This window comes from Reyranella soli, from assembly GCF_007992495.1.
GTDB classification, from domain to species: Bacteria; Pseudomonadota; Alphaproteobacteria; order Reyranellales; family Reyranellaceae; genus Reyranella; species Reyranella soli.
Genome location: NZ_BKAJ01000030.1, coordinates 112,935 through 136,942, shown reverse-complemented (window position 1 = coordinate 136,942; position 24,008 = coordinate 112,935). Strand labels below are relative to the sequence as shown.

26 protein-coding genes are annotated in these 24,008 nt (G+C 65.9%); 14 read left to right on the top strand and 12 right to left on the bottom strand.

Features of this window, described 5'->3' with window-relative positions; translation table 11 throughout:
• The first annotated feature begins 209 nt into the window (after positions 1–209).
• The 4 genes from RSO01_RS07985 (at position 210) to RSO01_RS07970 (ending at position 2,430) form a co-directional block, all read left to right on the top strand.
• Positions 210–1,181 (top strand): tripartite tricarboxylate transporter substrate binding protein, encoded by a 972-nt coding sequence (locus RSO01_RS07985; RefSeq protein WP_147147942.1) that lies wholly within the window; start codon positions 210–212, stop codon positions 1,179–1,181.
• 93 nt (positions 1,182–1,274) lie between these two features.
• Entirely contained in the window at positions 1,275–1,598 is a 324-nt protein-coding gene (locus RSO01_RS07980; protein ID WP_147147940.1) for an ArsR/SmtB family transcription factor, read from the top strand.
• Positions 1,595–2,017, top strand: coding sequence for an SRPBCC family protein (locus RSO01_RS07975; protein ID WP_147147938.1), 423 nt, complete (start codon positions 1,595–1,597; stop codon positions 2,015–2,017). Before RSO01_RS07980 ends, RSO01_RS07975 begins: the two co-directional genes overlap by 4 nt.
• Before the next feature lie 17 nt (positions 2,018–2,034).
• Positions 2,035–2,430 carry a DUF1801 domain-containing protein gene (locus RSO01_RS07970; protein WP_147147936.1) on the top strand — a complete coding sequence of 132 codons (396 nt, stop codon included), beginning with the start codon at positions 2,035–2,037 and terminating at the stop codon, positions 2,428–2,430.
• Between the two features lie 12 nt (positions 2,431–2,442).
• On the opposite strand, the gene RSO01_RS07965 is transcribed toward RSO01_RS07970, so the two are convergent.
• A complete protein-coding gene (locus RSO01_RS07965) occupies positions 2,443–2,634 on the bottom strand; it encodes a hypothetical protein (protein WP_147147934.1) in 192 nt (63 codons plus the stop codon).
• 189 nt (positions 2,635–2,823) lie between these two features.
• Between RSO01_RS07965 and RSO01_RS07960 the strand changes: the two genes are divergently transcribed.
• A complete protein-coding gene (locus RSO01_RS07960; protein ID WP_147147932.1) occupies positions 2,824–3,660 on the top strand; it encodes a TauD/TfdA dioxygenase family protein in 837 nt (278 codons plus the stop codon).
• 254 nt (positions 3,661–3,914) lie between these two features.
• Here RSO01_RS07960 and RSO01_RS07955 read toward each other — a convergent pair whose 3' ends face one another.
• Positions 3,915–4,685 (bottom strand): helix-turn-helix domain-containing protein, encoded by a 771-nt coding sequence (locus RSO01_RS07955; RefSeq protein ID WP_147147930.1) that lies wholly within the window; start codon positions 4,683–4,685, stop codon positions 3,915–3,917.
• A gap of 20 nt (positions 4,686–4,705) precedes the next feature.
• Positions 4,706–5,725 carry a succinylglutamate desuccinylase/aspartoacylase family protein gene (locus RSO01_RS07950; RefSeq protein ID WP_147147928.1) on the bottom strand — a complete coding sequence of 340 codons (1,020 nt, stop codon included), beginning with the start codon at positions 5,723–5,725 and terminating at the stop codon, positions 4,706–4,708.
• A 70-nt stretch (positions 5,726–5,795) separates the two neighbouring features.
• Between RSO01_RS07950 and RSO01_RS07945 the strand changes: the two genes are divergently transcribed.
• Positions 5,796–6,221 carry a DUF1801 domain-containing protein gene (locus RSO01_RS07945; RefSeq protein ID WP_246158183.1) on the top strand — a complete coding sequence of 142 codons (426 nt, stop codon included), beginning with the start codon at positions 5,796–5,798 and terminating at the stop codon, positions 6,219–6,221.
• Positions 6,222–6,256: 35 nt separating this feature from the next.
• Positions 6,257–7,258 carry a TauD/TfdA dioxygenase family protein gene (locus RSO01_RS07940; protein WP_147147924.1) on the top strand — a complete coding sequence of 334 codons (1,002 nt, stop codon included), beginning with the start codon at positions 6,257–6,259 and terminating at the stop codon, positions 7,256–7,258.
• A gap of 13 nt (positions 7,259–7,271) precedes the next feature.
• Here the strand turns inward: RSO01_RS07940 and RSO01_RS07935 are convergent, their stop codons facing one another.
• Both RSO01_RS07935 and RSO01_RS07930 read right to left on the bottom strand, forming a co-directional pair.
• Positions 7,272–7,766, bottom strand: coding sequence for a hypothetical protein (locus tag RSO01_RS07935; protein ID WP_170302918.1), 495 nt, complete (start codon positions 7,764–7,766; stop codon positions 7,272–7,274).
• A gap of 136 nt (positions 7,767–7,902) precedes the next feature.
• Complete coding sequence (locus RSO01_RS07930; RefSeq protein WP_147147919.1) at positions 7,903–8,814, bottom strand: LysR family transcriptional regulator; 912 nt, start codon at positions 8,812–8,814, stop codon at positions 7,903–7,905.
• A gap of 99 nt (positions 8,815–8,913) precedes the next feature.
• Between RSO01_RS07930 and RSO01_RS07925 the strand changes: the two genes are divergently transcribed.
• The gene (locus tag RSO01_RS07925; RefSeq protein WP_147147918.1) at positions 8,914–9,987 is read left to right on the top strand and encodes a TauD/TfdA family dioxygenase; all 1,074 of its coding nucleotides are present in this window, start codon (positions 8,914–8,916) and stop codon (positions 9,985–9,987) included.
• A gap of 158 nt (positions 9,988–10,145) precedes the next feature.
• Here the strand turns inward: RSO01_RS07925 and RSO01_RS07920 are convergent, their stop codons facing one another.
• Entirely contained in the window at positions 10,146–10,715 is a 570-nt protein-coding gene (locus RSO01_RS07920; protein WP_147147916.1) for a hypothetical protein, read from the bottom strand.
• 89 nt (positions 10,716–10,804) lie between these two features.
• On the opposite strand from RSO01_RS07920, the gene RSO01_RS07915 reads away from it, so the two are divergent.
• Positions 10,805–11,779, top strand: coding sequence for an NADPH:quinone oxidoreductase family protein (locus RSO01_RS07915; RefSeq protein ID WP_218037276.1), 975 nt, complete (start codon positions 10,805–10,807; stop codon positions 11,777–11,779).
• An 81-nt stretch (positions 11,780–11,860) separates the two neighbouring features.
• On the opposite strand, the gene RSO01_RS07910 is transcribed toward RSO01_RS07915, so the two are convergent.
• The 5 genes from RSO01_RS07910 to RSO01_RS07890 form a co-directional block, all read right to left on the bottom strand.
• On the bottom strand, positions 11,861–12,796 hold the full coding sequence (locus RSO01_RS07910; RefSeq protein WP_147147912.1) for an ABC transporter permease: 936 nt from the start codon (positions 12,794–12,796) through the stop codon (positions 11,861–11,863).
• A complete protein-coding gene (locus RSO01_RS07905; protein WP_147147910.1) occupies positions 12,793–13,770 on the bottom strand; it encodes an ABC transporter permease in 978 nt (325 codons plus the stop codon). The genes RSO01_RS07910 and RSO01_RS07905 overlap by 4 nt, the downstream gene beginning before the upstream one ends.
• An 87-nt stretch (positions 13,771–13,857) precedes the next feature.
• A complete protein-coding gene (locus tag RSO01_RS07900) occupies positions 13,858–15,519 on the bottom strand; it encodes a peptide ABC transporter substrate-binding protein (protein WP_147147908.1) in 1,662 nt (553 codons plus the stop codon).
• Between the two features lie 112 nt (positions 15,520–15,631).
• Positions 15,632–16,414, bottom strand: a complete 783-nt coding sequence (locus RSO01_RS07895) for an orotate phosphoribosyltransferase (RefSeq protein ID WP_147147906.1) — start codon at positions 16,412–16,414, stop codon at positions 15,632–15,634.
• Positions 16,415–16,516: 102 nt separating this feature from the next.
• Positions 16,517–17,134: a trimeric intracellular cation channel family protein gene (locus RSO01_RS07890; protein WP_147147904.1), complete on the bottom strand. Its 618-nt coding sequence runs from the start codon at positions 17,132–17,134 to the stop codon at positions 16,517–16,519.
• Between the two features lie 65 nt (positions 17,135–17,199).
• Here RSO01_RS07890 and RSO01_RS07885 point away from each other — a divergent pair, with 65 nt between their 5' ends.
• Positions 17,200–17,871 (top strand): DUF1345 domain-containing protein, encoded by a 672-nt coding sequence (locus RSO01_RS07885; protein ID WP_170302917.1) that lies wholly within the window; start codon positions 17,200–17,202, stop codon positions 17,869–17,871.
• Between the two features lie 2 nt (positions 17,872–17,873).
• Complete coding sequence (locus RSO01_RS07880; protein ID WP_147147900.1) at positions 17,874–18,365, top strand: TspO/MBR family protein; 492 nt, start codon at positions 17,874–17,876, stop codon at positions 18,363–18,365.
• A 9-nt stretch (positions 18,366–18,374) separates the two neighbouring features.
• Here the strand turns inward: RSO01_RS07880 and RSO01_RS07875 are convergent, their stop codons facing one another.
• On the bottom strand, positions 18,375–19,817 hold the full coding sequence (locus RSO01_RS07875) for an MFS transporter (protein WP_147147898.1): 1,443 nt from the start codon (positions 19,815–19,817) through the stop codon (positions 18,375–18,377).
• Between the two features lie 92 nt (positions 19,818–19,909).
• Between RSO01_RS07875 and RSO01_RS07870 the strand changes: the two genes are divergently transcribed.
• From RSO01_RS07870 to RSO01_RS07860, 3 genes are all read left to right on the top strand, one after another.
• Positions 19,910–20,911 carry an HAD family hydrolase gene (locus RSO01_RS07870; RefSeq protein ID WP_373867880.1) on the top strand — a complete coding sequence of 334 codons (1,002 nt, stop codon included), beginning with the start codon at positions 19,910–19,912 and terminating at the stop codon, positions 20,909–20,911.
• On the top strand, positions 20,911–21,333 hold the full coding sequence (locus tag RSO01_RS07865) for a DUF333 domain-containing protein (protein ID WP_147147896.1): 423 nt from the start codon (positions 20,911–20,913) through the stop codon (positions 21,331–21,333). The genes RSO01_RS07870 and RSO01_RS07865 overlap by 1 nt, the downstream gene beginning before the upstream one ends.
• Positions 21,334–21,571: 238 nt before the next feature.
• Entirely contained in the window at positions 21,572–23,977 is a 2,406-nt protein-coding gene (locus RSO01_RS07860) for a phosphoketolase family protein (protein WP_147147894.1), read from the top strand.
• The last annotated feature ends 31 nt before the right edge of the window (positions 23,978–24,008 follow it).

Sequence of the window (24,008 nt, the reverse complement as noted above, 5' to 3'; positions counted from 1 at the left end):
TTTTCTTTGCGATGCAGCCATAAGAACAGGTCCCTCCGCTTCGCCTCGCTTCGCTCGGCTCCGGTCGGGATGACGGAAGGGCGGGAAGATCACCCTTCAACCAGCGCTCAACCTTGTCATCGCCGCGGCTCTCGGGTCGGCAGTTCGAGGTTGCCGTCACCTGCTGCTCGTCGTCTCCGGCATCAGCCTCGCGCTCTGAGGAGCCCGTCATGAATCGCTTTGTCTTATTGGCCATCCTGTCCGTGTTGGCCGACATTCCGTTCTTGCAGCGCGCAATGGCGGAGACCTGGCCCGATCAGCCGATCCACATCGTCGTGCCCTTCACGCCGGGCAGTGCCACCGACGTCGTGGCTCGCATCGTGGCGGCGGAAATGAGCCGGAATCTCGGCCAACCCATCATCATCGACAACCGGCCGGGCGCCGGCGGCACCATCGGCGCCGGCCAGGTCGCTCGCGCGGAGCCCAGCGGCTACACGCTGCTCGTCAACTCCTCGGCCCACACGGTCAATCCCGCGATCTATCCCGACCTGACCTTCGACACGCGGGTGGACCTGCGCGCCATCACGATGCTTGCCCAGCAGCCCAACATCCTGGTCGCTGCGCCGTCGAAAGGCTGGAAGACCGCGGCCGACTACGCACAGGCGGCGGCCGCGGAACCGGGCAAGCTCACCTACGCCACCGCCGGCACGGGCAGCGGCACGCACATGAACGCCGAGAAGTTCCGGCTCTCGGCGCAGATCGGCGTCGTGCACGTGCCCTATCGCGGTACGCCGGAGGCGCTGCGCGACACCATGAACGGCGAGACCGACCTCTGCTTCTGTCCGATCGTCGCCGCCCTGCCGATGATCAAGCAGGGCCGTATCGTGGCGCTGGCTAACGGCAGCCCGCGGCGCTCCCCGGCACTGCCCGATCTTGCGACCACCGAGGAGCAGGGCTTCCCCGACAGCGGCTACACCTTCTGGATTGGCCTGTTCGCGCCCGCCAGCACGCCGCGCACGGTGATCGACCGGCTGAACGCCGAGGCGAAAAGGGCGCTCGAGTCACCCGAGGTCCGCGAGCGGCTGCTGGAACTCGGCACCGACCCTTCGCCCACCACGTCGCAGGAGTTCGAGCGGATCATCAAGTGGGAGATACGGGACAACATCGATCTCGCGAAGAAGGCCGCCATCAGGATGCAGTGAGCGCCGTACCGAAAGTCTCCCTCCTGGCGGCTTGACCAACGCATATCTCGCCGGTTATACGTTGATCAATAGCCAACGGGTTATTGATCCAGGATGCCGAACGCTCACGATGTGCTCTTCAGGACGCTCGCCGATCCCACGCGGCGGGCGATCTTCGAACGACTGTGCCGCGAAGGGGAGAAGACGGTCGGGGCGCTGACGGCCCGGGCCGGAGTCTCGCAACCGGCCGTGTCCAAGCATCTTGGAGTCCTGAAGCAGGCCGGGCTGGTGCGCGACCGCCACGAAGGCCGACAGACGCACTACAGCGCGCAACTCAGCGCGCTCGCCCCGCTGATCGACTGGACGAGCCAGATGACCCGCTTCTGGCAAGGCCGGTTCGACGATCTCGAAGATCTCCTCAAGAGGATGGACCAATGAGCAACACTGCTGCTGCCCCCGCCACCCAAGTGCGCTCCGTCGTCGTCGAACGCGAGATTGCCCATCCGCCGGAAAAGATCTGGCGTGCGCTCACCCAGCCGCATCTGATCCAGGAGTGGCTGATGAAGAGCGACTTCAAGCCCGTCGTCGGGCACGACTTCAAGTTCAGCGCCGACTGGGGTTCCGTCGACTGCCAGGTCGTGACCGTCGAGCCGAACAGGACGCTGTCCTACACGTGGGGCGCTTATGGCCTCGAGAGCGTCGTGACCTGGACGCTCACGCCGATATCCACCGGTACCCATCTGCGCATGGAACAGTCGGGCTTCCGGCCGGACCAGCAGCAGGCCTATGGCGGCGCCAAGGTCGGATGGGCGCGGTTCTTTGCCAGCCTGGAGCAGGTCTTGGCGCGGCCGGGGTGATCAGGCATTAAGAGCCCATGACTCCTTCGGAACGCATCGACCGGATGATCGCAGAACTCACGGACTGGAGGGCTGCGACCTTCGTCACCGTCCGCAAGGCCATCCTCACGGCCGACCGCGAGATCGTCGAGGAATGGAAGTGGATGGGCAGCCCGGTGTGGTCGCGCGACGGCATCATTGCCGTCGCCAACCCGCACAAAGGCAAGGTGAAGGTCACCTTTGAATATGGCGCGCGCCTGGCGGATCCCGACAAGCTCTTCAACGCGGGCCTGGAAGGCAACCAGCGCCGGGCGATCGATTTGTTCGAGGGCGACAAGGTCAACGAGCGCGCCCTGAAGGCCCTCGTCCGTGCCGCGATCGAGTTCAATCAGAGCAAAGCGAAGAAGAAGGCGCCCAAGAGCAAAAAGAAGTGAAACGCGCTCTGGTTAGCCTGCGGCGGTCCCGTGGTCCTCGTGCGTCCGCGTCGGTGACGCCGCAATGCGGTGGCAACTCACGGCGCGATTGACGTCGCAATGCAATGGCAACTCACGGTCCGCGAGCCATTCCGCCTCGTCGGTGCTGTCCGCCTGCACTTCAATCGTCAGGGTCACGTTGTAGGTTACGGTGTAGGTCGTCATGGTCCCGTCTCCATTGTCCTGGACGACTCAATTTCAATCCTATCACAGAAGCCGACTTTCCATACCGCTTCGGGCGGTACTGCCGCGGCACGGCACTCCGTAATACGGACTTTGCCCACTCTGACCGTGCGGCTGCAGGCAGGTGGGCCTAGAACGCTGCAAACGAGCTTGAAGCCAACGGAGGAAGCTATGGCCTATCAGTCGATCGAGGTGCGCAAGCTCACGCCCACCATTGGCGCGGAGATCTTCGGCGTCGACCTTGCGAAGCCGCTCGGCAACCAGCAGTTCCAGGAAGTGCACGATGCGCTGATGGACAACCTGGTGGTCTTCTTCCGCGACCAGAAGATGACGATCGACCAGCACAAGGATTTCGGCCGCCGCTTCGGGCCGTTGCACACCCATCCCAACGCGCCGATCGAGTTCAAGGACCATCCTGAGATCCTGGTGATCAAGGCCGACGAGAAGTCCAAGCACGTCGCCGGCGAGGAATGGCACTCCGACGTGAGCTGTGACGTGGAGCCGCCGATGGGCTCGATCCTCTACCTCACCGAGGTGCCGCCCAGCGGCGGTGACACACTGTTCGCCAACATGTACCGCGCCTACGAGACGCTGTCAGAGCCGATCAAGCGGATGCTGCAGGAGCTGACGGCGCTGCACGACAGCTCCAAGGCGCACTATTACCGCGTGAAGGCCAAAGACCGCGACGACATCAAGTTCCCCAACGCCGAGCATCCCGTGGTGCGCACCCATCCGGTGACGGGCAAGCAGGGGCTCTACGTCAATCGCGGCTTCACCCTGCGCATCCCGCAGCTCAAGCGCAACGAAAGCGACGCGCTGCTCGAGATGCTCTACCGGCACATCGAGACGCCGGAGTTCCAGTGCCGCTTCAAGTGGCAGGCGAACTCGGTGGCGTTCTGGGACAATCGCTGCGCCCAGCACCATGCGATGTTCGATTACTTCCCGCACCGCCGCTACGGCCATCGCGTGACGGTGTGCGGCGACAAGCCCTTCTACAGAGCAGCGTGAAGGGGGCGGGTTGGCGCGTCGTGCGCGCGACCCTGCGCCCAAAAACAACAAAGCCGCCCGAAGGCGGCTTTGCGCCGACGACCGTCGACTTTTAGCAATTCGCCAGCGCAGGAACGATCCCGGTGGCGGTTACAGAGAAGGTCAACGGTGTCGCATTGGTGAACTTCACGTAATCACCTCCTTTCGAAATTGATGGGACCTCAGCCTTGCACGGCCGAGGCGAGCGGTACATCTGCGCAATATGCCGCAGCTGTTCACAACCCGGAGCCGCTCCCGCTCGCCCCATCGCGCCGGTCCGTCAGATCGGCCGCGATCGCTGCCGTCATCCTGGCTAAAAGTCTGCCATAGCGGGCGCCGGCTTCCGTCTCGCTCATCGCCGAGCGCGGGAAGCGCATGGAAATGCAGCCGGCCACGCGGTCCTTGTCGAGAATCGGCACGGCCATGCCGTGCATGCGCATCGGACGCAGCGGCTGGGTGAAGGCAAAGCCGTCGCGGCGGATGCGCTCGAGCGCGGCATTCAGCGTGGGACCCTGGCGGACGCCGAGGCTGCGCAGGATGCGGCGCCGCTCGTCGTCGGGACAGAAGGCGATCCAGGCGCGGCCGAGTGCGCCCACCAGCACCGGGCTTTTGCGATCGTAGCCGGCCGCCTCGAACGACATCGGGCTCTCCGGCGCGGTCGAATGGCGGATCGCCATGCCGCCGGCGCTCAGCGTGGCGAGATAAAGCGGCCAGCCCTGTTCGCGCGTGAAGCGGCTCATGTGCGGGATGGCGGCGTCGACCAGGTGATCGATGAAGCGCACGCCTCCGGCCAGCGACAGCACCTGGTCGGTCAGCCGGTAGCCCGCCTCGCGCGATACGCGCGAGGCGTAGCCCAGCGCGATCAGGGTATGGAGCAGCCGCACCACGGTCGGGCCTGGCAGGCCAGTCTCGGCGGCCAGCACCGCAAGCGTCGTCGAGCGCCGGCGATTGAGCGCCTGCAGCACCGCGAAGGCGCGGCGGATGGGCTCGATCACGGGCTCAGGCATGGCCTTGCGCTGGAGTTTCTCTATCCCGCAACATCCGTCGCCAGATGGAACAGGCAGTCGCCGCGCTCGCAGCGCGCCGGCACGCGCTTGCACAGCACCAGGCCGTCGCGCTTGAAGGGCACGACCTCGGGCTCGCGCCACGGTGTGTGATGGAAATGGATGCGCGCCGCGGGCTGTCCTGCTTTCACTTCGGCGCCGAGGTCGACCAGCGGCTCGAACAGGCCGCCGTCGGTGGCATAGACGTAGTAGTCGTCGCCGCCGATCTCGGTCAGCCGCGTCTTGGTCGGCGCCGGCACAGGCCCCTGCAGCAGGCCAATATGCGCCAGCACGCGACGCATGCCGTCCTCGGCGACTTTCAGCGAGCCCGGCGTCACCAGCCCGCCGCCGCCCAGCTCCGTGCCCATGGAGATCACGCCCTGGCGCGCCGAGGCCGAGGTGAAGGTCTTGCCGCCGCCCTGCGGCATCGAGGCGAGGTAGCTCACCGGGGCGCCGAAGGCTTTCAGCATGCCGATGACCTTCTGCAGGCGCGCCTCATCCTCGTGCTTGGGCGCGAGCGCACTCGGGATGTAGGTGAGCGAGCTGCCGCCGGAATGGAAGTCGAAGCTGTAGTCGAAGCCCGGCAGCAGGGCATGTTCGATGAAATAGGCGATCTGCTGGGTGATGGTGCCGTCGGCGTCGCCGGGGAAGGAGCGGTTGAGGTTGCCCTCGTCGATCGGCGAGGTGCGGCGACCTTCCATCGCCGCCGGAAAGTTGGCCGAGGGCAGGATGACCAGCCGGCCCTTGATGTCCTTCGGCTGCAGCGCACGGATCAGGTTGCCGAGGCCGATCTGGCCTTCCCATTCGTCGCCATGGTTGCCGGCCTGCATCAGCACGCTGGGGCCGTCGCCGTTCTTGATGCGCACGATGGGGATGGGAATCCAGCCATAGGCCGAGCGATGCACCGAATGCGGCACGCGCACGAACCCGGTCGCCTTGCCTTCGGCTAAAAGGTCGATGTCGGCCGACAGGCGGCTCATGGCCGTGAAATCCGTACGCTGCATCCCAAGACCCCTTCATTGATTAAGATCGTCGATCGGTTATCCGTCCATCAGTCGGGTGAACGCAATGGCCATGAAGACAAGGAAGTGTGCCAAGCCGATCCTCCTCTCAGGCGGCAATCCTCAGATCGCCAAGGCTGACGGCGACGCCGCCGTGCAGGCCTACATCGCCGCCATGCCGGGCTGGAAGCGCGACGTCGGCCGCCGCCTCGACGCGCTCATCGTCCGCGCCGTTCCCGGCGTGCAGAAAGCAGTCAAATGGAACTCGCCGTTCTACGGGATGGCAGGGCAGGGCTGGTTTCTCAGCTTCCACTGCTTCACGCGCTACGTGAAGGTCAGCTTCTTCCGCGGCGCCGCCCTCAATCCCGTTCCGCCCGGCGAGTCCAAGCAAAAGGACGTGCGCTACCTCGACATCCACGAGGACGACCGCATCGACGAAGCCCGTTTCGCGGCCTGGGTGAAGCAGGCCAGTCGATTGCCGGGTTGGGGCGGTGCCTGACTCTGTTCTAGGATGGACCCTCTGGAGGTGGTCCGATGAGTGTTGCTTTTGACGTCACCAAACCTCTGGCCGGCGCTTCGTTCGGCGCGACAGTCCGGCTGGCGGAGTCCTTGTCGGAAGGCATTCCCAAAGGCCTGCCGGGGGTGCTGGCGGATGCCAACGGCCTGATGCTGATCCCGGGCCTGCAGGAGATCGCCGACAAGCCGGAGCTGCTGGTGGCGCTCAGCCGTGCCTTCGGCTCGGAGGTCGAGGACTATCGCTACACGCTCACGCAGCGCAGCTCGGTGCACACGACGGTGCCCGAGATCTTCCTGGTGTCGAACATGGCGCCGGTGAACCGGAAGCCGCCCCGGCGGCCCGATCCGCCAACGACACCTGACGGCCGTCTGCCGGTGCAGTATCCGCATCGCAAGGGCTGGCACACCGACCAGAGCTATCGCCGGCCGCCACCCGACATCTCGCTGTTCTATGCCGTGACGCCGGTCGCCCGCGACCGCGGCCAAACGCTGTTCGCCGACGGCACGGCGGCCTACGCCGCCCTGCCGGCTCACCTGAAGGCGAAGGTCCACGGGCTGCAGGGCCTGCATTGCCAGCCGGGCACGGCGCGCTCGCGCGAGGGCGCGCTGGCCGGCCGCACCGACATCGAGCAGGCGCCGACTGCGCGCTCGCAGCCGCAGCCCGTCGTGCGCATCCATCCAGTGACCGGCAGGCCTGCGCTCTATGTCTGCGAATGGGGCCAGATGGACTGGGTCGACGGCCCGTTCGTCGGCATGGAGCCCGGCCCGCGCGGCGAGGGCGCCGCGCTGCTCGATGAGCTGATGGCGCACTACACGCGGCCGGAGTTCGTCTACGCCCACGAATGGACGGTGGGTGACCTGGTGGTGTGGGACAATCGCTGCCTGGTCCATGCCGCCACATGGTATGACGGCGACACGGAGCAGCGCATGATGTGGCGCACGACGGTGCGCGGCAATCCGGGCGCGATCTACGAGGGCGAAGCGCGCAGCTGGATGCCGCGCGAGCAGGTGCCGGCGTAGGTCCGGAAGATTTTCAGCCCTTCGGGCAGGGAAAGACCTTCATCTCGGGTCCGAGATCGTAGGGCGCCGGAACCTGGGTGAGTGACGTCACCTCGGCGAACAGTGCCCAGTCGAAGGCGCGCTGATATCGCGAACAGAATTCGTGGTCGTGGACCGGCCGCTGGGCCGTTCGATTGGCGATCTCGGTGACCATGACGTCGAGGTTGGCCTTCTTGCGCTTGACCAGGGATTTCAGCTCGTTGGCGTTGCTCGAAAGCTCGGGACTGAACTTCTTGATGAAGGCGGCGTACTCGTCGTCGAGATAGATCTTGCCATTGGCGCCCTTGCACTGGAGGGCGGCGACGACGAGCTGCTGCTGGACCATGCGGACGCGAAAGGCGCTGAGGTCCGTGTCGTTGTAGCAGACCGAGCGGAGGTTGGTGGGAGGGGCGACAGCCGTGACGGGTGCCTGATAGTCGGCCGAGATCTTCTTCTCAGGTGGGGTCGGGTCACAGGCCGCAAGAGACAAAGCGCACAAGACAAATAGCGGAAGCAACTGTTTCTGCATCTTTGTTTTTCCTTAAGAGGGGCAATCCCTTATTGCTCGATCTTGAGACTCCAATGCAAGACGGTTCCGTAGCCTATCGTCTGCCCAGTTTTTGCCTTTATTCGTGAACACGGGCGTTGCTGGTGAAGACGGCAAGGGCCGCGGCGATGACCGGCCGTGTCGCGCGGTCGGCTCGCCACACCAGGACGAGATCGCGGAACAGCGGCGGCGCCAGCCCGAAGAGGTCGATCCGGCCGGCAGCTGCCGCTTCGCGTGCCGCGACTTCCGAGACGATCGCCCAGCCCAGACCCGCGGCGACGAACGCCGTCATCGCCTCGGCGCTGCCGATGTCGCTGACGCGGATGCGCTTGCGGTCAGTTGCGCCGAGCCAGGTGTCGGCGGCGCGCCGGATGGTGCCGCCGCGGTCGTAGAGGAAGAGCTGGCGGCCCTCGAGGTCGCGCGGCCGGATCGTGCGGGTGGCCGGCGCCTGGCCCGGCGGTGCGATGCACACCAGCCGGTCGTGGAAGAAGAACCTGGTGCGCAGATGGCGATGGCGCACCGGCGCGGTGACCAGGCCGAGATCGGTCGAGCCGTCGAGCAGGCCCGGGATCAGGTCGACGGTATTGCCGGTGATGACCCTGAGGTCGATGCCGGGATGGCGCAGACGGAGGTCGGCCATGACCGGCGGCAGCAAGTGCGTGGTCGCGGTGGCGCCTGTCGCCAGCACGAGAGGACCGGAAACGGCGGCCTTGGCGCGGGCGATCTCGTCCATCGCCCGATCGATCTCGGCGAAGGCGCGCGAGCTCGCCGCGATCAGGGTGTCGCCTTCCGGCGTCGGCCGCGCCGTCTTGCCGATGCGTTCGAGGAGCTTCGTGCCCAGTTGCTGCTCGAGCAGGCGGATGTGGTTGCTGACCGCGGGCTGGGTGAGACCGAGAGCCTTGGCGGCCGACGAGAATCCTCCCAGGCGGGCGACCTCGCGCAGGGCGCGAAGCCGCTCGAGGCTCGGGAGATGGCGGCGGGCAGGGGCCATGGCCTCATAGTTTCAGAAATGATTTCAATCAGAAACAACAATTTCTGAAATGATCCTGGATGCGCGATCCTCAGGGCCCCGCAAACCAAGGAGTCCCGCATGGATATGCCCAAAACACCGATCGGCGGCAGCTCCGCCTGGACCGTGCCGCAGGTCATGCTGCGCGACGACTGGGTTTGCCGGCTGGGCGAGTCCGACGTCGCCGAGATCGACGCCGCCGTGCGCGCGACGCGCCAGCGCGGGCTCGGCATCCAGGAGATCGAGCGCGACGACTTTCCGCTCGACCGGCTGACGACGCGTCTCGGCGCGCTCAGGGCGCAGATCCGCTCAGGCCTCGGCTTCGGCTACATCAAGGGGCTGCCGGTCGAGCGCTACGACCGCGAGACGCTGATCCGCATCTACTGGGGGCTCAGCCGCCACATCGGCGACCCGATCACCCAGAACCGCAACGGTCATGTCGTGGGCCATGTCATCGATGTCGGCGACACCGAGCAGCATCACGACAGGCGGCTGACCCAGAGCACGGCCGAGCTCTGCTTCCACACCGATTCCTGCGATGTCGTGGGACTGCTTTGCATCAACCGCGCCAGGACGGGCGGCGAGAGCAGGATCGTGAGCGGCATCGCCGTGCACGACGAATTGATGCGGAGGCGACCCGACCTGCTGCCCGAGCTCTACAAGCCGATCTACATGGACCGCCGCGGCGAGGTGCCGGCGGGCAAGCAGCCGTGGTTCGGCATGCCGCTCTTCTCCTGGCATCGCGGCCAGTTCACCGGCTATTCGCCGATCCGGCAGTATATCGAGTCGATGACGCGTTTCCCCGACGCACCGCGCATGTCGAACGCGCAGCGGGAGGCGCTTGATGTCTACTACGATATCTGCGAGGAGGAGCGGTTCTGCCTGAAGCTGCACTTCGAGCCGGGCGACATGCAGTTCCTGCAGAACCACATCGTCTTCCACTCGCGCACCGAATACGCTGACGGGCCCAGTGCCGAGGGATGGCCGAAGCGCCACCTGATACGGATGTGGCTATCACTGCCCGACGGCCGGATCCTGCCGCCGCACATGGCGGAGAAGTGGATCAACATCGAGGTCGGCACGAAGCGTGGTGGAGTGCCGACAGATCGCGAGTCGATCATCCCGCTCGACCCGTTCACGCCCGCCTATGCCTAGCTCTTCGCTGGGGGCGCGCCACTAGAGGCGGAGTAAACTCCGCCGTAAGTGGCGCGTCTTCTCATGCTCTTCCGGACCGCGCGCATCTTGCGCGCTCAAGCTCATGAGCGCGCTGGAAGCGCGCGGTCCAGAAGACATGACGCGCCCCCAGCAATGAGTCAGCCGGCCGCTGATGGGCCTCGGTAGGTCGCTCCGCCAATGAAACCGTCGATCTCGGCATCGGTGAGCGGCCGGCCGCGCGGCTCGCAGCGCACGCCATAAAGGATCCACTGGTAGCCGGCTCCCTGCGCGGGGCCGTAGCGTCGGATGCCGACGCAGGCGTCGCCCGAGCCACCGGTGAAAGTCATGTAGTCGGCGCCGCCGCGATTGCCGAGCGATGAGAAGTTGGCGAGGCTGTTGCCGTCGCGCATCTCGGAGCGGATCGCCTGCTTCAGTGAGGCGCTTTCCATCAGGCCGGCGCCCAGGCTGGTCGCCTCGACCAGATAGTAGAAGACGCCGGCGCCGCTCGCCATCCAGCCGCGGAAGGTGCCGCCGGCATCGCCACCCCAGCTGTGCTCGCCGCCGGCGTAGTTCTGTGTCGTGCTGCACTTCAGGCCAGCCGGCACCGTGATGCGTGAGTGGCTGCAATCGATGCCGTACCAGCGCGGCGTGTCCTGGCCGGCGGCTTGGTCAGCCACCATCAATGCCGAAGCCGCGACGGCGAAGCCGCACAGGAATTTGCTCATCATGGAATGGTCTCCCCCAGGCTTTTTACCGCGCGCCCTCGGGGGCCGTCACCTGCTACGGTCGGTGCGGTACGCATGGTCGGAGTTTTCAGGTGAGATACGTACGCGGGACTGCGCTGAACACGATTTCGGATTATCGGATTGCCGAACGCGATGCGCCGCAGGCCGGTCCTGGCCAGGTCCAGATCAAGGTCGCCGCCTGCGGCATCGGCTACGTTGATGTTTTAGTGGCGCTGGGCGGCTACCAGGTGAAGCCGGCGCTGCCCCATACGCCCGGCCAGGAGATCGCCGGCACGGTCTCGGCGGTCGGCGCCGGCGTCACGGGCCTTGCGGTCGGCGATCGCGTCCTGGCGGCCGCCCAAGGCGGCTTCGCCGAGTACGCCGTGGCGCCGCGCGAGGGCGTGTTCCGCATCCCCGATAAGCTGCCCTTCGCGAGTGCGGCGAGCCTGCGGCTCAACTACCTCACGGCGCTGCACGGGCTACGCGACCGCGCCAACCTGCAGAAGGGCGAGCGCCTGCTCGTGCTGGGGGCCGCCGGCGGCGTCGGCATCGCCGCCGTGCAGATCGGCAAGTTTTTGGGTGCCGAGGTGATCGCCGTGGCCTCGACCGAGGAAAAGCGCGCCTTCGCGCGAGAAGGAGGTGCCGATCGCGTCCTCGACAGTGCCGTCGAGGGATGGCGCGAGCGATTGAAGGAGGCCTGCAACGGCGGCGGACCGGACGTGGTGTTCGACCCGTTGTGCGGGCCGTTGTTCGAGCCGGCCTTCCGCTCGCTCGCCTGGCGCGGACGGCATCTCGTCGTCGGCTTCGTCGGCGGCGAGATCCCGCGCCTGCGCGTCAATCTCCCGCTGATGAAGGGAGCGGCCCTGGTCGGCGTCGACGTCCGTCAGTTCGTTCTGTTCGAACGCACCAAGGCGGCGGCCGAGCTGGAGGAGCTGATCGCCTGGGCAGGCGAGGGCCGGCTTTCCCCGGCCGTGGGTCGCAAGTTCGCTTTCACCGATTTCGCCGAGGCGATGGCCTGGGCGCAGAGCGGCCGTGGCATGGGCAAGACGATCCTGGAGATCGCCTGACTCATGTCTTCCGGACCGCGCGCTTCCAGCGCCCTCATGAGCTTGAGCGCGCAAGATGCGCGCAGTCCGGAAGAGAAGACTCTACAAACGTCTCTCGCTTCTAGGATCGAGGGCGTCCTGCAGGCCGTCGCCCAGGAAATTGAAGGCGATCACGGTGACGAAGATCATGAGGCCCGGCAGCAGCGCCAGCACGGGCGCCTGCTGCAGCAGCTCCTGCGCACCGGTCAGCATGTTGCCCCAGCTCGCCGCCGGCGGCTGGGTGCCGAGGCCGAGGAAGGACAGCGTCGATTCGAGCAGGACGAGCGAGCCGATCGACAGTGTCGTGGCGACCACCAGCGAGCCCGCGGCGTTGGGCAGGATGTGGCGGAACATGATGCGCTCGGGCCGCGCGCCCAGCGCCCTGGCGGCGCGGGTGAAGTCGCGGGCTTTCAGCGACAGCGTCTCGGCGCGCACCAGGCGCGCCACGGTCGTCCAGCCGGTCAGCGACACGATGAAGACGATGCGATAGAGCGAGAAGGTCTCCGACTGCGCGATCTCGACCGGCACGCCGATCTTGCGCGGATCGACCGCGGCCAGGACGATCAGCAACGGCAGCATGGGGAGCGCGATCACGCCGTCGGTGACGCGCATCAGCACCGCGTCGAGCCGGCCGCCGAGATAGCCCGCTAGAACGCCGATCAGGGCGCCGATGACCGCCGACAGGAGCGCACCCGAAACGCCGACCAGCAGCGACACGCGTCCGCCGTCGAGCAGGCGCTGGAAGAGATCGCGGCCGAGATCGTCGGTGCCCAGCCAATGCTCGGCCGAGGGCGGCTCGAAGCGGCGGAAGAGGTCGGTCGCGGTGGGGTCGATGCCGCGCCAGTCGGCGATCCACGGGGCGGCGAGCGACAGGACGAGCAGCACCAGCAGGAAGATCAGCGAAGCCAGCGCCAGGCGATGGCGTATCAGGCGGGTCCATACCAGCCATCCCGGGCTGGCCGATGGTCCCGAGGACGGGCCGGAGGCGGTGTCGGTCATGCGCTCTGCTCGATCGACACGCGCGGGTCGACCCAGGCGTAGGCGAGGTCGGCTAAAAGGTTGCCCAGCATGGTGGCCAGCGTGGCGATCAGCAGACCGACCAAAGCGAGGTTGTAGTCGTTGTCGAGGATGGCCTGGTAGATCGCTTTGCCCATGCCGGGCCAGGCGAACATGGTCTCGGTGATCAGCGCGCCGGAGAAGAGTCCGCCGAACGACAGCGCCAGGATGGTGAGCACCGGCGCCAGCGCATTGCCGAAGGCATGGCCCCAGCGCACGCGGCCCTCGGGCAGGCCCTTGGCGCGTGCCGTACGAATATAGTCCTGGCGCAATACCTCGATCATGGCGCCCCGCATGAAGCGGGTGTAGCCGCCGACCTGAACCAGCACGAGCGTGGTCACGGGTAGGACGAGATAGCGCGAGCGATCGCCGAGGGCCGCGAGCCACGACGTGCCCGGCCGGATGTCGGCCTGGCCGCCGGCCGGCAGCCAGCCGAGCTTCACGGCGAACAGCGTGATCAGCAGCAGGGCGAGCCAGAAGGGCGGGGTGGAGATGCCGCCGAAGCATAGAAGGTTGATCAGGTAGTCGATGCGGCTGCGCGGCCGCGACGCCGCCCAGATGCCGAGCGGCAGGGCGATGGCGACGGCGATGACGAAGGCCAGTCCCGCCAGGACGAAGGTGTTGACCAGGCGCGGCCACAGCACGGTCAACACCGGCTGGCTGAAGGTGCGCGAGTAGCCGAAGTTGCCCTGCAGTGCCTGCCAGGCCCACGCCGCGTAGCGTTCGAGCAGGGGCTTGTCGAGGCCGTAGACGGCGCGCAGGCGGGCGGCGTCCTCGCTCCGCATGTTGGGATCGCCCGCGATCATCATGTCGATGGGATCGCCCGGCATCAGGCCGATCAGCAGGTAGACCACGAAGCTCATCAGCGCGAGCGTGACGACGGTCTGGACGGCCCGGCTGGCGAGGTAACGGCTCATGGCTGGGGGCGCGCGACTCCAGTCGCGCGCCTTTGACGGCAACGACAGATGATCGCGCCACTGGAGTGGCGCGCCCCCAGCCTCAACTCAGTTCTCCCAGCGCCACTGCTCGATCCACAGGGTCGAGCTGTTGATGTGGCCTGTCGGCACGACGCCCTTGAGCTGCTTGGGGATGACGAAGGGATCGACGCGGAAGAACATCGGCAGCACCGGCAGGTCCTCGGCATGGATGCGCTGGATGTCGGCGAACAGGGCGCGGCGCTTGTCGAAGTTGAGCTCGCGTTCGGCGCCGTCGAGCGCGGCGTCCATGGCGGGGTTGCGGTAGCCCGGGTAGTTCTGGCCGCTCCAGGCGTTCTCGGCCGTCGGGATCTCGGTGGAATAGAGCAGCGTGCGCGGCACGCCCTCGGGCGACTGCACCCAGGCATACATGGCGAGGGCCGAGAACTGGCGGCGATTCAGCGCCTCGGAGAAGACGCGCATCGGCTCGGCCTTGATGCGCAATTCGATGCCGACCTGACGGAGCTGGCTCTGGATCACCTGCGTCACCAGCTCGCGCACGCGATTGCCGGCGGTGGTGGTGATCTCGAGCGACAGCCGCTCGCCCTTGGCGTTGTGGCGCACGCCGTTCTTGATGTCGGAGAAGCCCGCTTCGTCCAAAAGCTTGCGCGCAGCGGCCGGATCGTAGGCGTAATGTTTGGTGTTGGGGGTGAACATCGGGTCGAGCGGGCTGATCGGCCCGTCGGCGATCGGGTTCTTGCCCTCGAACAGCTTCTCGGAGATGGCCTTGCGATCGATCGCGCTCAGGATCGCCTGGCGCACGCGGCGGTCCTCGAGGAGCTTGTTGTCGAGCATGGTGTCGATGTGCTCGTAGATCAGCGCCGGCTTGTAGATGAAGTCGTACTTGTCCTTGTGGCGCTTCTCGAAGGCCAGCACCTGGTCGAGCGACAGGCCGAGTTCGCCGAAGACGTAGTCGACATTGCCGGAGAGAAGGTTCGCTTCGAGCGCCGCCGTGTTCTCGATAATCTTGACGACGATGCGCTTGAAATACGGCTTCTCCCCCGTCCAGGTCGGGTTCTGTTCGAGGACGATGCGGTTGCCCGGCACGATCTCGACGATGCGGAAGGGGCCGAAGAACAGGCCAGGGTTGGTCGAGTTGGTGTCGAACGCCGTCTTGTTGCGATACTCGGCAGGATTGGCCTCGAAGATCGGCTTCTCGATGTGCGCCGGCAGCAGGAGCAGGCCCATGCTGTTGTAGTCGAAGGTGACGCGATCGATCGTCATGGTGAAGCGACGATCGTCCTTGGCGTCGAACTTGATGACGCGCTTAAAAAACTCTGCCGAGGCCACGCCCGACAGCGGATGGCGGCCGACCTCGAGCGTGAAGGCGACGTCCTTGGCGGTGACCGGCGTGCCGTCGCCCCATTTCAGGTCGCGCAGCTCGAGATCGACTTCCATGCCCTTCTTGCCGCCCCCCTTGCCATCATCTGGAAGGTCGATCACGCGGGCCTTGCCATTCTCGATCGTCGGTAGCTCGGTGCAGACCAGGCAGACCAGCTTCCAGTCGGCGTTCCACGCCGTCAGCGGCCGGCTGGTCATGTTGCTGATCAGCGACTTGGCGAGCATCGAGCTGATCAACGGATTCCAGGTGCCCGGCGACTGGGTCATCCCGATCACCAGCTCGTCCTTGGCGCGGGCAGGGCTGGCCAGCGCTGCGAGCGCGAGGAGTACAAAAAGAATGCGACGGATCATGTCCGCGCACCGTCGCATTCGTTGATGCGTGAGGCAACCTCAAGGGACCGCGGGCCTCCAGGCCCGCCTCATGATTCATGAGCGGGCCTGGAGGCCCGCGGTCCAATGACTCTTACCGTCCCAGCGTCGGGCGCGGCGCCGGTGGACGGCCGCCGTGGTTGGCCGACCATTGCTCGGGCGCTTCGAGGAAGGCGCGGGTCTCGGCGAGGCCCTTCTCGTCGAAGTACTTGTACTTCGAGGCCGCCTCCAGCGCGTCCCACCAGGTGGCGAGCGCATGCAGCTTGACGCCGCCGGCCGCCAGCATCTCGACGCTCTGCGGGAAGATGCCGTAGTGGAAGATCACGAAGCAGTCGGTGACCTTGGCCTCGGCCTTCTTCAGCGCCTCGATGAAGACCAGCTTGCTGCCGCCGTCGGTGGCCAGGTCCTCGACCAGCAGCACGCGCTTGCCGGGCTTGAGGTCACCCTCGATCTGCGCCATGCGGCCGAAGCCCTTGGGCTGCTTGCGCACGTAGATCATCGGCTTCTTGGCCAGCGCCGCCAGGAAGGCGGCGAACGGGATGCCGGCGGTTTCGCCGCCCGCCACCACGTCGATCTTGTTCCAGCCGATGTCGCGATCGATCGCTCTGAGCGCATGGCTCATGATCTTGGAGCGCGCCTCGGGGTAGGAGATCAGCTTTCGGCAGTCGATATAGACCGGGCTCGCCCGCCCCGAGGTGAAGATGTACGGGTTCTCGGGCCGGCAGTGGATGGCCTCGATCTCCAGCAGCAGGCGCGCGGTGTCCCGCGCCTCGGTCGTGCCGCTGGCCCGAGCCGAATTTACCTTGCCGTTCAACTTGTTGGCCGACCCGTTCAGAGTTTCAGCGGCCGGCGTCTTGCTCTTCTTCTTCGTCGCCATTGACTGCCTTTCCCCCGATCGGCTTGCGACAAAATGACGGCCGTGTGTTTAGCGTTCATACAGAGGACCGGCAAGGGCGACGGTGCTTCCCGGTCTTCGAAGTTAATCAGTTTCTTTGAAATACTTACTAGAAGGCAGTCGCCAGCCCCGATAAAGCGACATCAGTCGCAGGAAGAGGCAGAGACCGGCCCCGAAGACCATGACCGGGATGTGCGGTAGGCCGAGCGTGAAGCCGAGCGCCATCGACCCCGCGCCCGCCAGCGCCGCTACGGCATAGAGCTCGGCCCTGAGCACGGTCGGGATCTCGAGCGTCAGAAGGTCCCGCGCCACGCCGCCGCCGATGCAGGTCATCATGCCCAGGACGGCCGCCACAAAGGGGTTGAGGCCGTAGGCCAGGGCCTTCTCGGTGCCGGTCACGGCGAACAGGCAAAGGCCCGCGGCATCGAAGAGCTGCACCGGCGTCTTCAGCCGGGCGATTTGTGCGGAGGCGAAGAAGCCGACCAGCCCGGCGGCGATGGTGATGGCGAAGTATCGCCAATGGGCGATTGCGGCCGGTGGCACGGCGCCGATCAGCAGATCGCGGGCGATGCCGCCTGCCACGCCGGCGGCCCAGGCGACGACCAGCACGCCGAACAGATCGAGCCGCTTGCGCACGCCCTGGGTGGCGCCGCTGATGGCGAAGACGAAGGTGGCGCCGAGATCGAGCGCGTCAAACAACATGGCCCAAAAGACTACACCGATTGCACCGACGTGCCGACATGGCAGAGTGCGGCGAGGGAGAGGGCATGGCCACAGGCACGTATCGCGACAAGCGGGTCTTTCGCTTCATCATCGGCCGCAAGCGCCTGTTGGCGTCGACGGTTGCCGGCCTGGTCCTGCTGGCCTTGCTGCCGGCCGAGATCCGGCTGACGACCCGCTTCATCATGGCCTGGGACCTCACGGCGTTGCTCTATATCAGCGCCATCATGTGGATGATCCACGGCTCGACGGTCGAGGATTGCCACGACCATGCCGCGCTCAATGACGAGGGCGACTGGGTGATCCTGCTCCTGGTCGTCTCTGCTGTCGTCGCCAGTTTCATTTGCATCGCCGCCGAGATGCCGGCGCTGAAATCGCCCAACCATTCGCTGGCGCTCGGGATCTTCCTCACCGCGCTCACGGTCGTCCTGTCATGGACCTTCACCCACACTGTCTTCACCTTGCACTACGCTAACGTCTACTACCGGCCCGACGAGGATGGTCCGGGCGGATTGCACTTCCCCGGCCATCGCGAGCCCGACTATCGCGACTTCCTCTACTATTCCTTCGTCATCGGCTGCGCCTCGCAGACCGCCGACGTGTCCACCGAGTCGCGCGCCATGCGCCAGCTGACGATGGTGCACGGCATCGTGTCCTTCGCCTTCAACACCGCCATCCTCGCGCTGACCATCAATGTCGGCGCGAGCATGCTCAGCTGATCATGCCGCGCAACCGCGTCGTCGACCTGATCGGACTCGCGTTCTTCGTGGCTCTCTGCCTCGGCGTCGGCGCGCTCGGCGCCGGGGTCGTCGCGACCAGCGTCGATACCTGGTACGCCGATCTCGCCAAGCCGGCCTTCACGCCGCCCGACGGTGCGTTCGGCCCGGTCTGGACGTTGCTCTATGTGCTGATGGCGATCGCGGCCTGGCGCGTGTGGCGCACCGCCGATCGCGACACAAGGCGCGGGCCGCTGACGCTGTTCGCCCTGCAGCTCGCGCTCACCCTCGGCTGGACGGTGGTGTTCTTCGGCCTGCAGAAGATCGGCGCCGCGCTCGCAACCATCGTAGTGCTCGATGTCGGCGTGGCGGTGACCACGCTCGCCTTCCGCCCCATCGACCGCTGGGCGGGGCTGCTGATGCTTCCCTATCTCGCCTGGGTGGCCTTCGCCACGGTGCTCAACATCGCCATCTGGCGTCTCAACCCGACGGCTTGATGCGACGACCTAGTGTTCGTCGTGGCGGCGATGGCTCGCATCGTGGTTGCTCATGCCCTCGCCGTCGTCGGCCTTGAGCTCCATGAAGACGACCGACGACAGGACGGTCAGCACGCCCAGCGCCAGGAAGGCCTGCTGCACGCCGTGCACGATCGCGGCGGGATGCGAATGGAGCTCGGGCGGCACGAAGATGGCGGCGACCAACGCCGCGCCCGCCACGCCGAAGCTTATGGCGAGCTGCTGGCCGGTGGCGGCGATGGTGCTGGCGGCGCTGGTCTGCTGAGCCGAGACGTCGGCGTACACCAGCGTATTCATGCTGGTGTATTGCATGGAGGTGAAGAAGCCCAGGATGAAGGCCTGGCCGACGATCTGCCAGACCGGCGTGTGCGTGCCTACGGTCGCGAACGACAGGATCATCAGGCCGACCACGACCGTGTTGCCGACCAGCACGTTGCGATAGCCGAGCCGCGCCAGGATCGCCGGCATGAAGGCTTTCAAGCCGATCGAGGCCACGGCCTGCGGCAGCACCAGCAGGCCCGACACGACCGGCGAGAAGCCGAGCCCGATCTGGTAGAGCAGGGGGAACAGGAACGGGATGCCGCCCAATCCCAGCCGCGTGAAGAAACCGCCGCTCACCGCCGCGCGGAAGGTGCGCAACCGGAACAGGCCGAGATTGAGCAGGGGGTGGGGCGTCAACCTGGCGCGCACGCCATAGGCCGCGAGCAGCGCGGCCGCGATCGCCAGCATCACCACGACCGTGGCGGCGCCGTGCGTATGATCGCCAAAGACCTCCAGTACGTAGGACAGGAGCGCAATGCCGCCGCCAAACAGCACCATCCCGGCCATGTCGAGCGCAGGGACCTTCGCCTCGCGATAGTCGGGCAGGTAGCGCTGCACGAAGTAGAGGCCGAGCAGGCCGACCGGTACGTTGACGTAGAACACGCCGCGCCAGTCGAGATAGGTGACGATCAGGCCGCCGGCCACCGGCCCGACCATCGGGCCGATCAGGCTCGGGATGGCGACGAAGCTCATGACGCGCACCAGCTCGGCCTTGCCGAAGGTGCGGGCGAGCGTCATGCGCCCGACCGGCATCATCATGGCGCCGCCCATGCCCTGTACGACGCGGCACGCCACCAGCATCTCCAGGCTGGTCGCGAGGCCACACAGAACCGAACCCAGGGTGAAGAGCCCGATTGCCCCGGCAAAGACGCGGCGCGTCCCGTAGCGGTCGGCCATCCAACCGCTTATCGGGATGAACACCGCGAGGCTCAGCGTATAGCTCGCGAGCACCGACTTCACGTTGAGCGGTTTGACGTCCATCGCCTGGGCGATGGCCGGCACCGCGGTGTTGAGGATCGTTGTGTCGAGCGACTGCATGAAGAAGGCGACGGCTACGAGCCAGGGCAGGAGGCGCTGCACGGAAGCGTCGGGCTGTTCGGTCGTCGCGGCCATCGTCGGTGCAGTCTGCCCACGCGTCGACGCAGGGGCAATTGCGTTCAGTGCGGCGCTGTTTCCTGCTAGGCTTGCAGCCTCAGGAGGGGGATTTGCAACGTCGATCACTCATCGGCGGCGTCGTCGCTTCGGCGATTGTGCTCCGCGCCGCACCGTCGTGGCCGCAAGGCGATCCGTTGCCGTCGTGGAACGAAGGGCCGGCCAAGCAATCGATCGTCGACTTCGTGACGCGCACGACGACGGTGGGCGGCCGCGACTGGGTACCTGTCCCTGAGCGCATCGCCACTTTCGACAATGACGGCACGCTGTGGACCGAGCAGCCGATGTATGTCCAGACCGTCTTCGCGCTCGACCGCGTGAAGGCATTGGCCGCTCGCCATCCGGAATGGCGGACGACCGAGCCGTTCCGCTCGATCCTGGCCGACGATCGTGATCAGCTCGCCCTTCTCAGCGAGAAGGGGTTTCTCGAGGCCGTCGTGGCGACGCATGCCGGCATCACGACCGAAGAGTTCCGGAAGACAGTGCTCGACTGGTTGGCGACGGCGCGTCATCCGCGCTTCAAGCGGCCCTACACCGACCTGATCTACCAGCCGATGCTGGAGCTTCTGGCCTACCTGCGCGCCAACCAGTTCAAGACCTTCATCGTCTCGGGCGGCGGCATCGAGTTCATGCGGCCATGGACCGAGCGCACCTACGGCATCCCGCCGGAGCAGGTCGTGGGCTCGTCAGGCGTCACCAAGTACGTCATGACGGCGCCCGACAAGCCGATGCTGATGAAGGAGGCCAAGGTCGACTTCATCGATGACGGGCCGGGCAAGCCGGTCGGCATCAACCAATTCATCGGGCGTCGCCCGTACCTCGCCTTCGGCAACTCCGACGGCGACCAACAGATGCTGGAATGGACGGCGGCAGGCGAGGGCCTGCGCTTCATGGGGCTCGTCCATCACACCGACGCCGTGCGCGAGTACGCCTACGACCGCAACTCACCGATCGGCCACCTCGACAAGGCCTGGGACGAGGCCGTGCGACGCAAGTGGACGGTCGTCTCGATGAAGGATGACTGGAAGGTCATCTATCCGTTCGAGCTGCGCTGATGATCAGGCGGCTGAAGGTCCCGCTTGCCGTCGGCTTGATGGCTTTGTGCATGTTTGCCCACGAGGCGCTGGCCCAAACCCAGCCGGCGCCGCAACTCGCCAATCCGGCCTCGGTGCGCTGCATCGAGAAAGGGGGCACGCTGCGCATCGAGCGTCGCCCCGACGGCGGACAATACGGCGTCTGCGTTTTCGTCGACAACTACCAGTGCGAGGAATGGGCGCTGTTCCGGGGCGAGTGTCCGGCCGGCGGGCTCCGCGTCACCGGCTACATCACGCCAGCGGCGCGCTACTGCGCCATCACCGGCGGGCGCTACACGGTCGTGGCCAAGAGCGGCACCGCCGACGAGCAGGGCTCCTGCGCCTTGCCCGGTGGCAAGGCTTGTGATGCCGACGCCTACTATTCCGGCACTTGCCGGCGGTAGTCGCTGGTGCCAGCAGGCGCCCTTCAGGCCGCGGCCTTTTGCGGCTCAAAGCCAAGGCCTTTCGCGATCGGTAGGCGGCCTGTCACAATGGCGACGCGCGCGGTGGACTATCGTGTCTTTTCGGCCTGGAGCCGGCATCGGCCGTCCTACCGCCTCTCAATCCTGCAGCTGCGGCCAGATAGGAGGTCGCAACCTGGACCATGGAGGCGACTTACTAGTACGGGATCTGGAGGCAATGATGGCAAATGCGTTGTCCGACAAGGAACGGGCGTTGATGGATGCGTATTGGCGGGCCGCCAACTACCTCTCCGTCGGCCAGATCTATCTCTATGACAATCCGCTGCTCAAGCAATCGCTCACAAAGGAGCACATCAAGCCACGGCTCCTTGGCCACTGGGGAACGACACCAGGCCTGAACTTCATCTACGTTCATCTCAATCGCCTGATCAGGAAGCACGACCTCGACATGATCTACGTCACCGGCCCCGGGCATGGCGGGCCGGGCCTGGTCGCGAACGCCTATCTCGAGGGCACTTACAGCGAGGTCTATCCGAACATTTCACGCGACGAGGACGGCCTGAAGCGCCTGTTCACCCAATTCTCGTTTCCCGGCGGTATCCCCAGCCACGTCGCACCCGAGACGCCCGGTTCGATCCACGAGGGTGGCGAGCTCGGCTACGCCCTCTCGCATGCCTACGGCGCCGCCTTCGACAATCCTGGCCTCGTCGTTGCCTGTGTCGTCGGTGATGGTGAGGCCGAAACCGGGCCCATGGCGACGAGCTGGCACTCCAACAAGTTCCTGAACCCGGTCACCGATGGCGTGGTTCTGCCGATCCTTCATCTCAATGGCTACAAGATCGCCAATCCCACCGTTCTCGCCCGCATCAGCCATGACGAGCTGGACCACCTGTTCCGCGGCTATGGCTACACGCCGCATTTTGTCGAGGGACATGACCCGGAGACGATGCACGAGCTGATGGCCGCCACCCTCGACACCGTTACTGGCGAGATTCAGCGCATCAAGGCTGACGCTGCTAAGAACGGCTTCAGCGAGCGGCCCCGTTGGCCGATGATCGTGCTTCGCACCCCCAAAGGCTGGACGTGCCCGAAGGAGATCGATGGCAGGCGCACCGAGGACTACTGGCGCGCGCATCAGGTGCCGATGGGCGAGATGCACGAGAACCCGGCCCATGTGCGCATCCTCGAAGACTGGATGAAGAGCTACAGACCAGCGGAGCTTTTCGACAGCAACGGCGGCCTCCGCCCCGAGTTGGTCGAGCTCGCCCCCAAAGGCACGCGTCGCATGAGCGCGAACCCGCACACCAATGGCGGCTCGCTTCTCCGCGCCTTGCGGCTGCCGGATTTCCGTGACTACGCCGTCGATGTGCCGGCGCCCGGTGCCGCCATTGCCGAAGCCACACGAGTCATGGGCCGGTTCCTTCGGGACGTTATGAAATTGAGCGCGGAGGAACGAAATTTCCGGCTCTTCAGTCCGGACGAGAACAACTCGAACCGCTGGCAGGATGTGCTCGAGGTGACCAACCGCGCCTGGGCGGCGGAACGCCATGCCTGGGACGACCATCTCGCGCCCGATGGGCGGGTGATGGAGATGCTGAGCGAACATCAATGTCAGGGCTGGCTCGAGGGCTATCTGCTGACCGGCCGGCACGGCTTCTTCTCGTGCTACGAGGCGTTCATCCACATCGTCGATTCGATGTTCAACCAGCACGCCAAGTGGCTGAAGGTGTGCAATCACATTCCCTGGCGGCGGCCGATCGGTTCGCTGAACTACCTCCTGTCGAGCCATGTCTGGCGGCAGGATCACAATGGCTTCAGCCATCAGGATCCGGGGTTCATCGATCACGTCGTCAACAAGAAGGCCGAGGTCGTCCGCGTCTACTTGCCGCCGGATGCCAACTGCCTGCTCTCGGTCACCGATCACTGCCTGCGCAGCCGGAACTACGTCAACGTCGTCGTTGCCGGCAAGCAGCCAGCACCGCAATGGCTGACGATGGACGAGGCCGTGAAGCACTGCGAGGCCGGCCTTGGCATCTGGGAGTGGGCCAGCAACGATCGCGGCGGCGAGCCCGATGTCGTCATGGCCTGCTGTGGCGACGTTCCGACGCTGGAGACGCTGGCCGCTGTCGATCTCCTTCGCCGGCACGCCCCCGACCTGAAGGTGCGGGTCATCAATGTCGTCAATCTGATGAAGCTGCAGCCGGCGAGCGAGCATCCGCACGGCTTGTCGGATCACGATTTCGATGCACTGTTCACCGTCGACAAGCCGATCATCTTCGCGTTCCACGGCTACCCCACGCTGGTGCATCGGCTGACGTACCGGCGAACAGGCCACCAGAACATCCACGTGCGTGGATACAAGGAAGAGGGCACCACCACGACGCCGTTCGACATGTGCGTGCTGAACGGTCTCGACCGCTTCTATCTGGTGGTCGACGTGATCGATCGCGTGCCCAAGCTTGGTGCGCGCGCCGCCTACGCCAAGCAGGCGATCCGCGACAAGCTGATCGACCACAGGGAGTTCATCGCCCGGCATGGCGACGACATGCCCGAGATCACCGGCTGGAAATGGGGCCAGGAAGCGGCTTCCGGAGGAGGCGGCTCCACGGAAGCCGACAACATCTGACCGTGGCCGGTTGCATCACCGTCCTCAACGC

Coding starts and splice junctions, on each gene's coding strand:
- RSO01_RS07975 (WP_147147938.1), top strand. CDS start 1,595: ATGAGCAACACTGCTGCTGCCCCCGCCACCCAAGTGCGCTCCGTCGTC.
- RSO01_RS07985 (WP_147147942.1), top strand. CDS start 210: ATGAATCGCTTTGTCTTATTGGCCATCCTGTCCGTGTTGGCCGACATT.
- RSO01_RS07860 (WP_147147894.1), top strand. CDS start 21,572: ATGGCAAATGCGTTGTCCGACAAGGAACGGGCGTTGATGGATGCGTAT.
- RSO01_RS07930 (WP_147147919.1), bottom strand. CDS start 8,814: ATGGCCCCTGCCCGCCGCCATCTCCCGAGCCTCGAGCGGCTTCGCGCC.
- RSO01_RS07905 (WP_147147910.1), bottom strand. CDS start 13,770: ATGAGCCGTTACCTCGCCAGCCGGGCCGTCCAGACCGTCGTCACGCTC.
- RSO01_RS07940 (WP_147147924.1), top strand. CDS start 6,257: ATGAGTGTTGCTTTTGACGTCACCAAACCTCTGGCCGGCGCTTCGTTC.
- RSO01_RS07960 (WP_147147932.1), top strand. CDS start 2,824: ATGGCCTATCAGTCGATCGAGGTGCGCAAGCTCACGCCCACCATTGGC.
- RSO01_RS07945 (WP_246158183.1), top strand. CDS start 5,796: ATGAAGACAAGGAAGTGTGCCAAGCCGATCCTCCTCTCAGGCGGCAAT.
- RSO01_RS07885 (WP_170302917.1), top strand. CDS start 17,200: ATGGCCACAGGCACGTATCGCGACAAGCGGGTCTTTCGCTTCATCATC.
- RSO01_RS07925 (WP_147147918.1), top strand. CDS start 8,914: ATGGATATGCCCAAAACACCGATCGGCGGCAGCTCCGCCTGGACCGTG.
- RSO01_RS07910 (WP_147147912.1), bottom strand. CDS start 12,796: ATGACCGACACCGCCTCCGGCCCGTCCTCGGGACCATCGGCCAGCCCG.
- RSO01_RS07955 (WP_147147930.1), bottom strand. CDS start 4,685: ATGCCTGAGCCCGTGATCGAGCCCATCCGCCGCGCCTTCGCGGTGCTG.
- RSO01_RS07895 (WP_147147906.1), bottom strand. CDS start 16,414: ATGGCGACGAAGAAGAAGAGCAAGACGCCGGCCGCTGAAACTCTGAAC.
- RSO01_RS07880 (WP_147147900.1), top strand. CDS start 17,874: ATGCCGCGCAACCGCGTCGTCGACCTGATCGGACTCGCGTTCTTCGTG.
- RSO01_RS07970 (WP_147147936.1), top strand. CDS start 2,035: ATGACTCCTTCGGAACGCATCGACCGGATGATCGCAGAACTCACGGAC.
- RSO01_RS07950 (WP_147147928.1), bottom strand. CDS start 5,725: ATGCAGCGTACGGATTTCACGGCCATGAGCCGCCTGTCGGCCGACATC.
- RSO01_RS07890 (WP_147147904.1), bottom strand. CDS start 17,134: ATGTTGTTTGACGCGCTCGATCTCGGCGCCACCTTCGTCTTCGCCATC.
- RSO01_RS07900 (WP_147147908.1), bottom strand. CDS start 15,519: ATGATCCGTCGCATTCTTTTTGTACTCCTCGCGCTCGCAGCGCTGGCC.
- RSO01_RS07865 (WP_147147896.1), top strand. CDS start 20,911: ATGATCAGGCGGCTGAAGGTCCCGCTTGCCGTCGGCTTGATGGCTTTG.
- RSO01_RS07920 (WP_147147916.1), bottom strand. CDS start 10,715: ATGATGAGCAAATTCCTGTGCGGCTTCGCCGTCGCGGCTTCGGCATTG.
- RSO01_RS07980 (WP_147147940.1), top strand. CDS start 1,275: ATGCCGAACGCTCACGATGTGCTCTTCAGGACGCTCGCCGATCCCACG.
- RSO01_RS07965 (WP_147147934.1), bottom strand. CDS start 2,634: ATGACGACCTACACCGTAACCTACAACGTGACCCTGACGATTGAAGTG.
- RSO01_RS07875 (WP_147147898.1), bottom strand. CDS start 19,817: ATGGCCGCGACGACCGAACAGCCCGACGCTTCCGTGCAGCGCCTCCTG.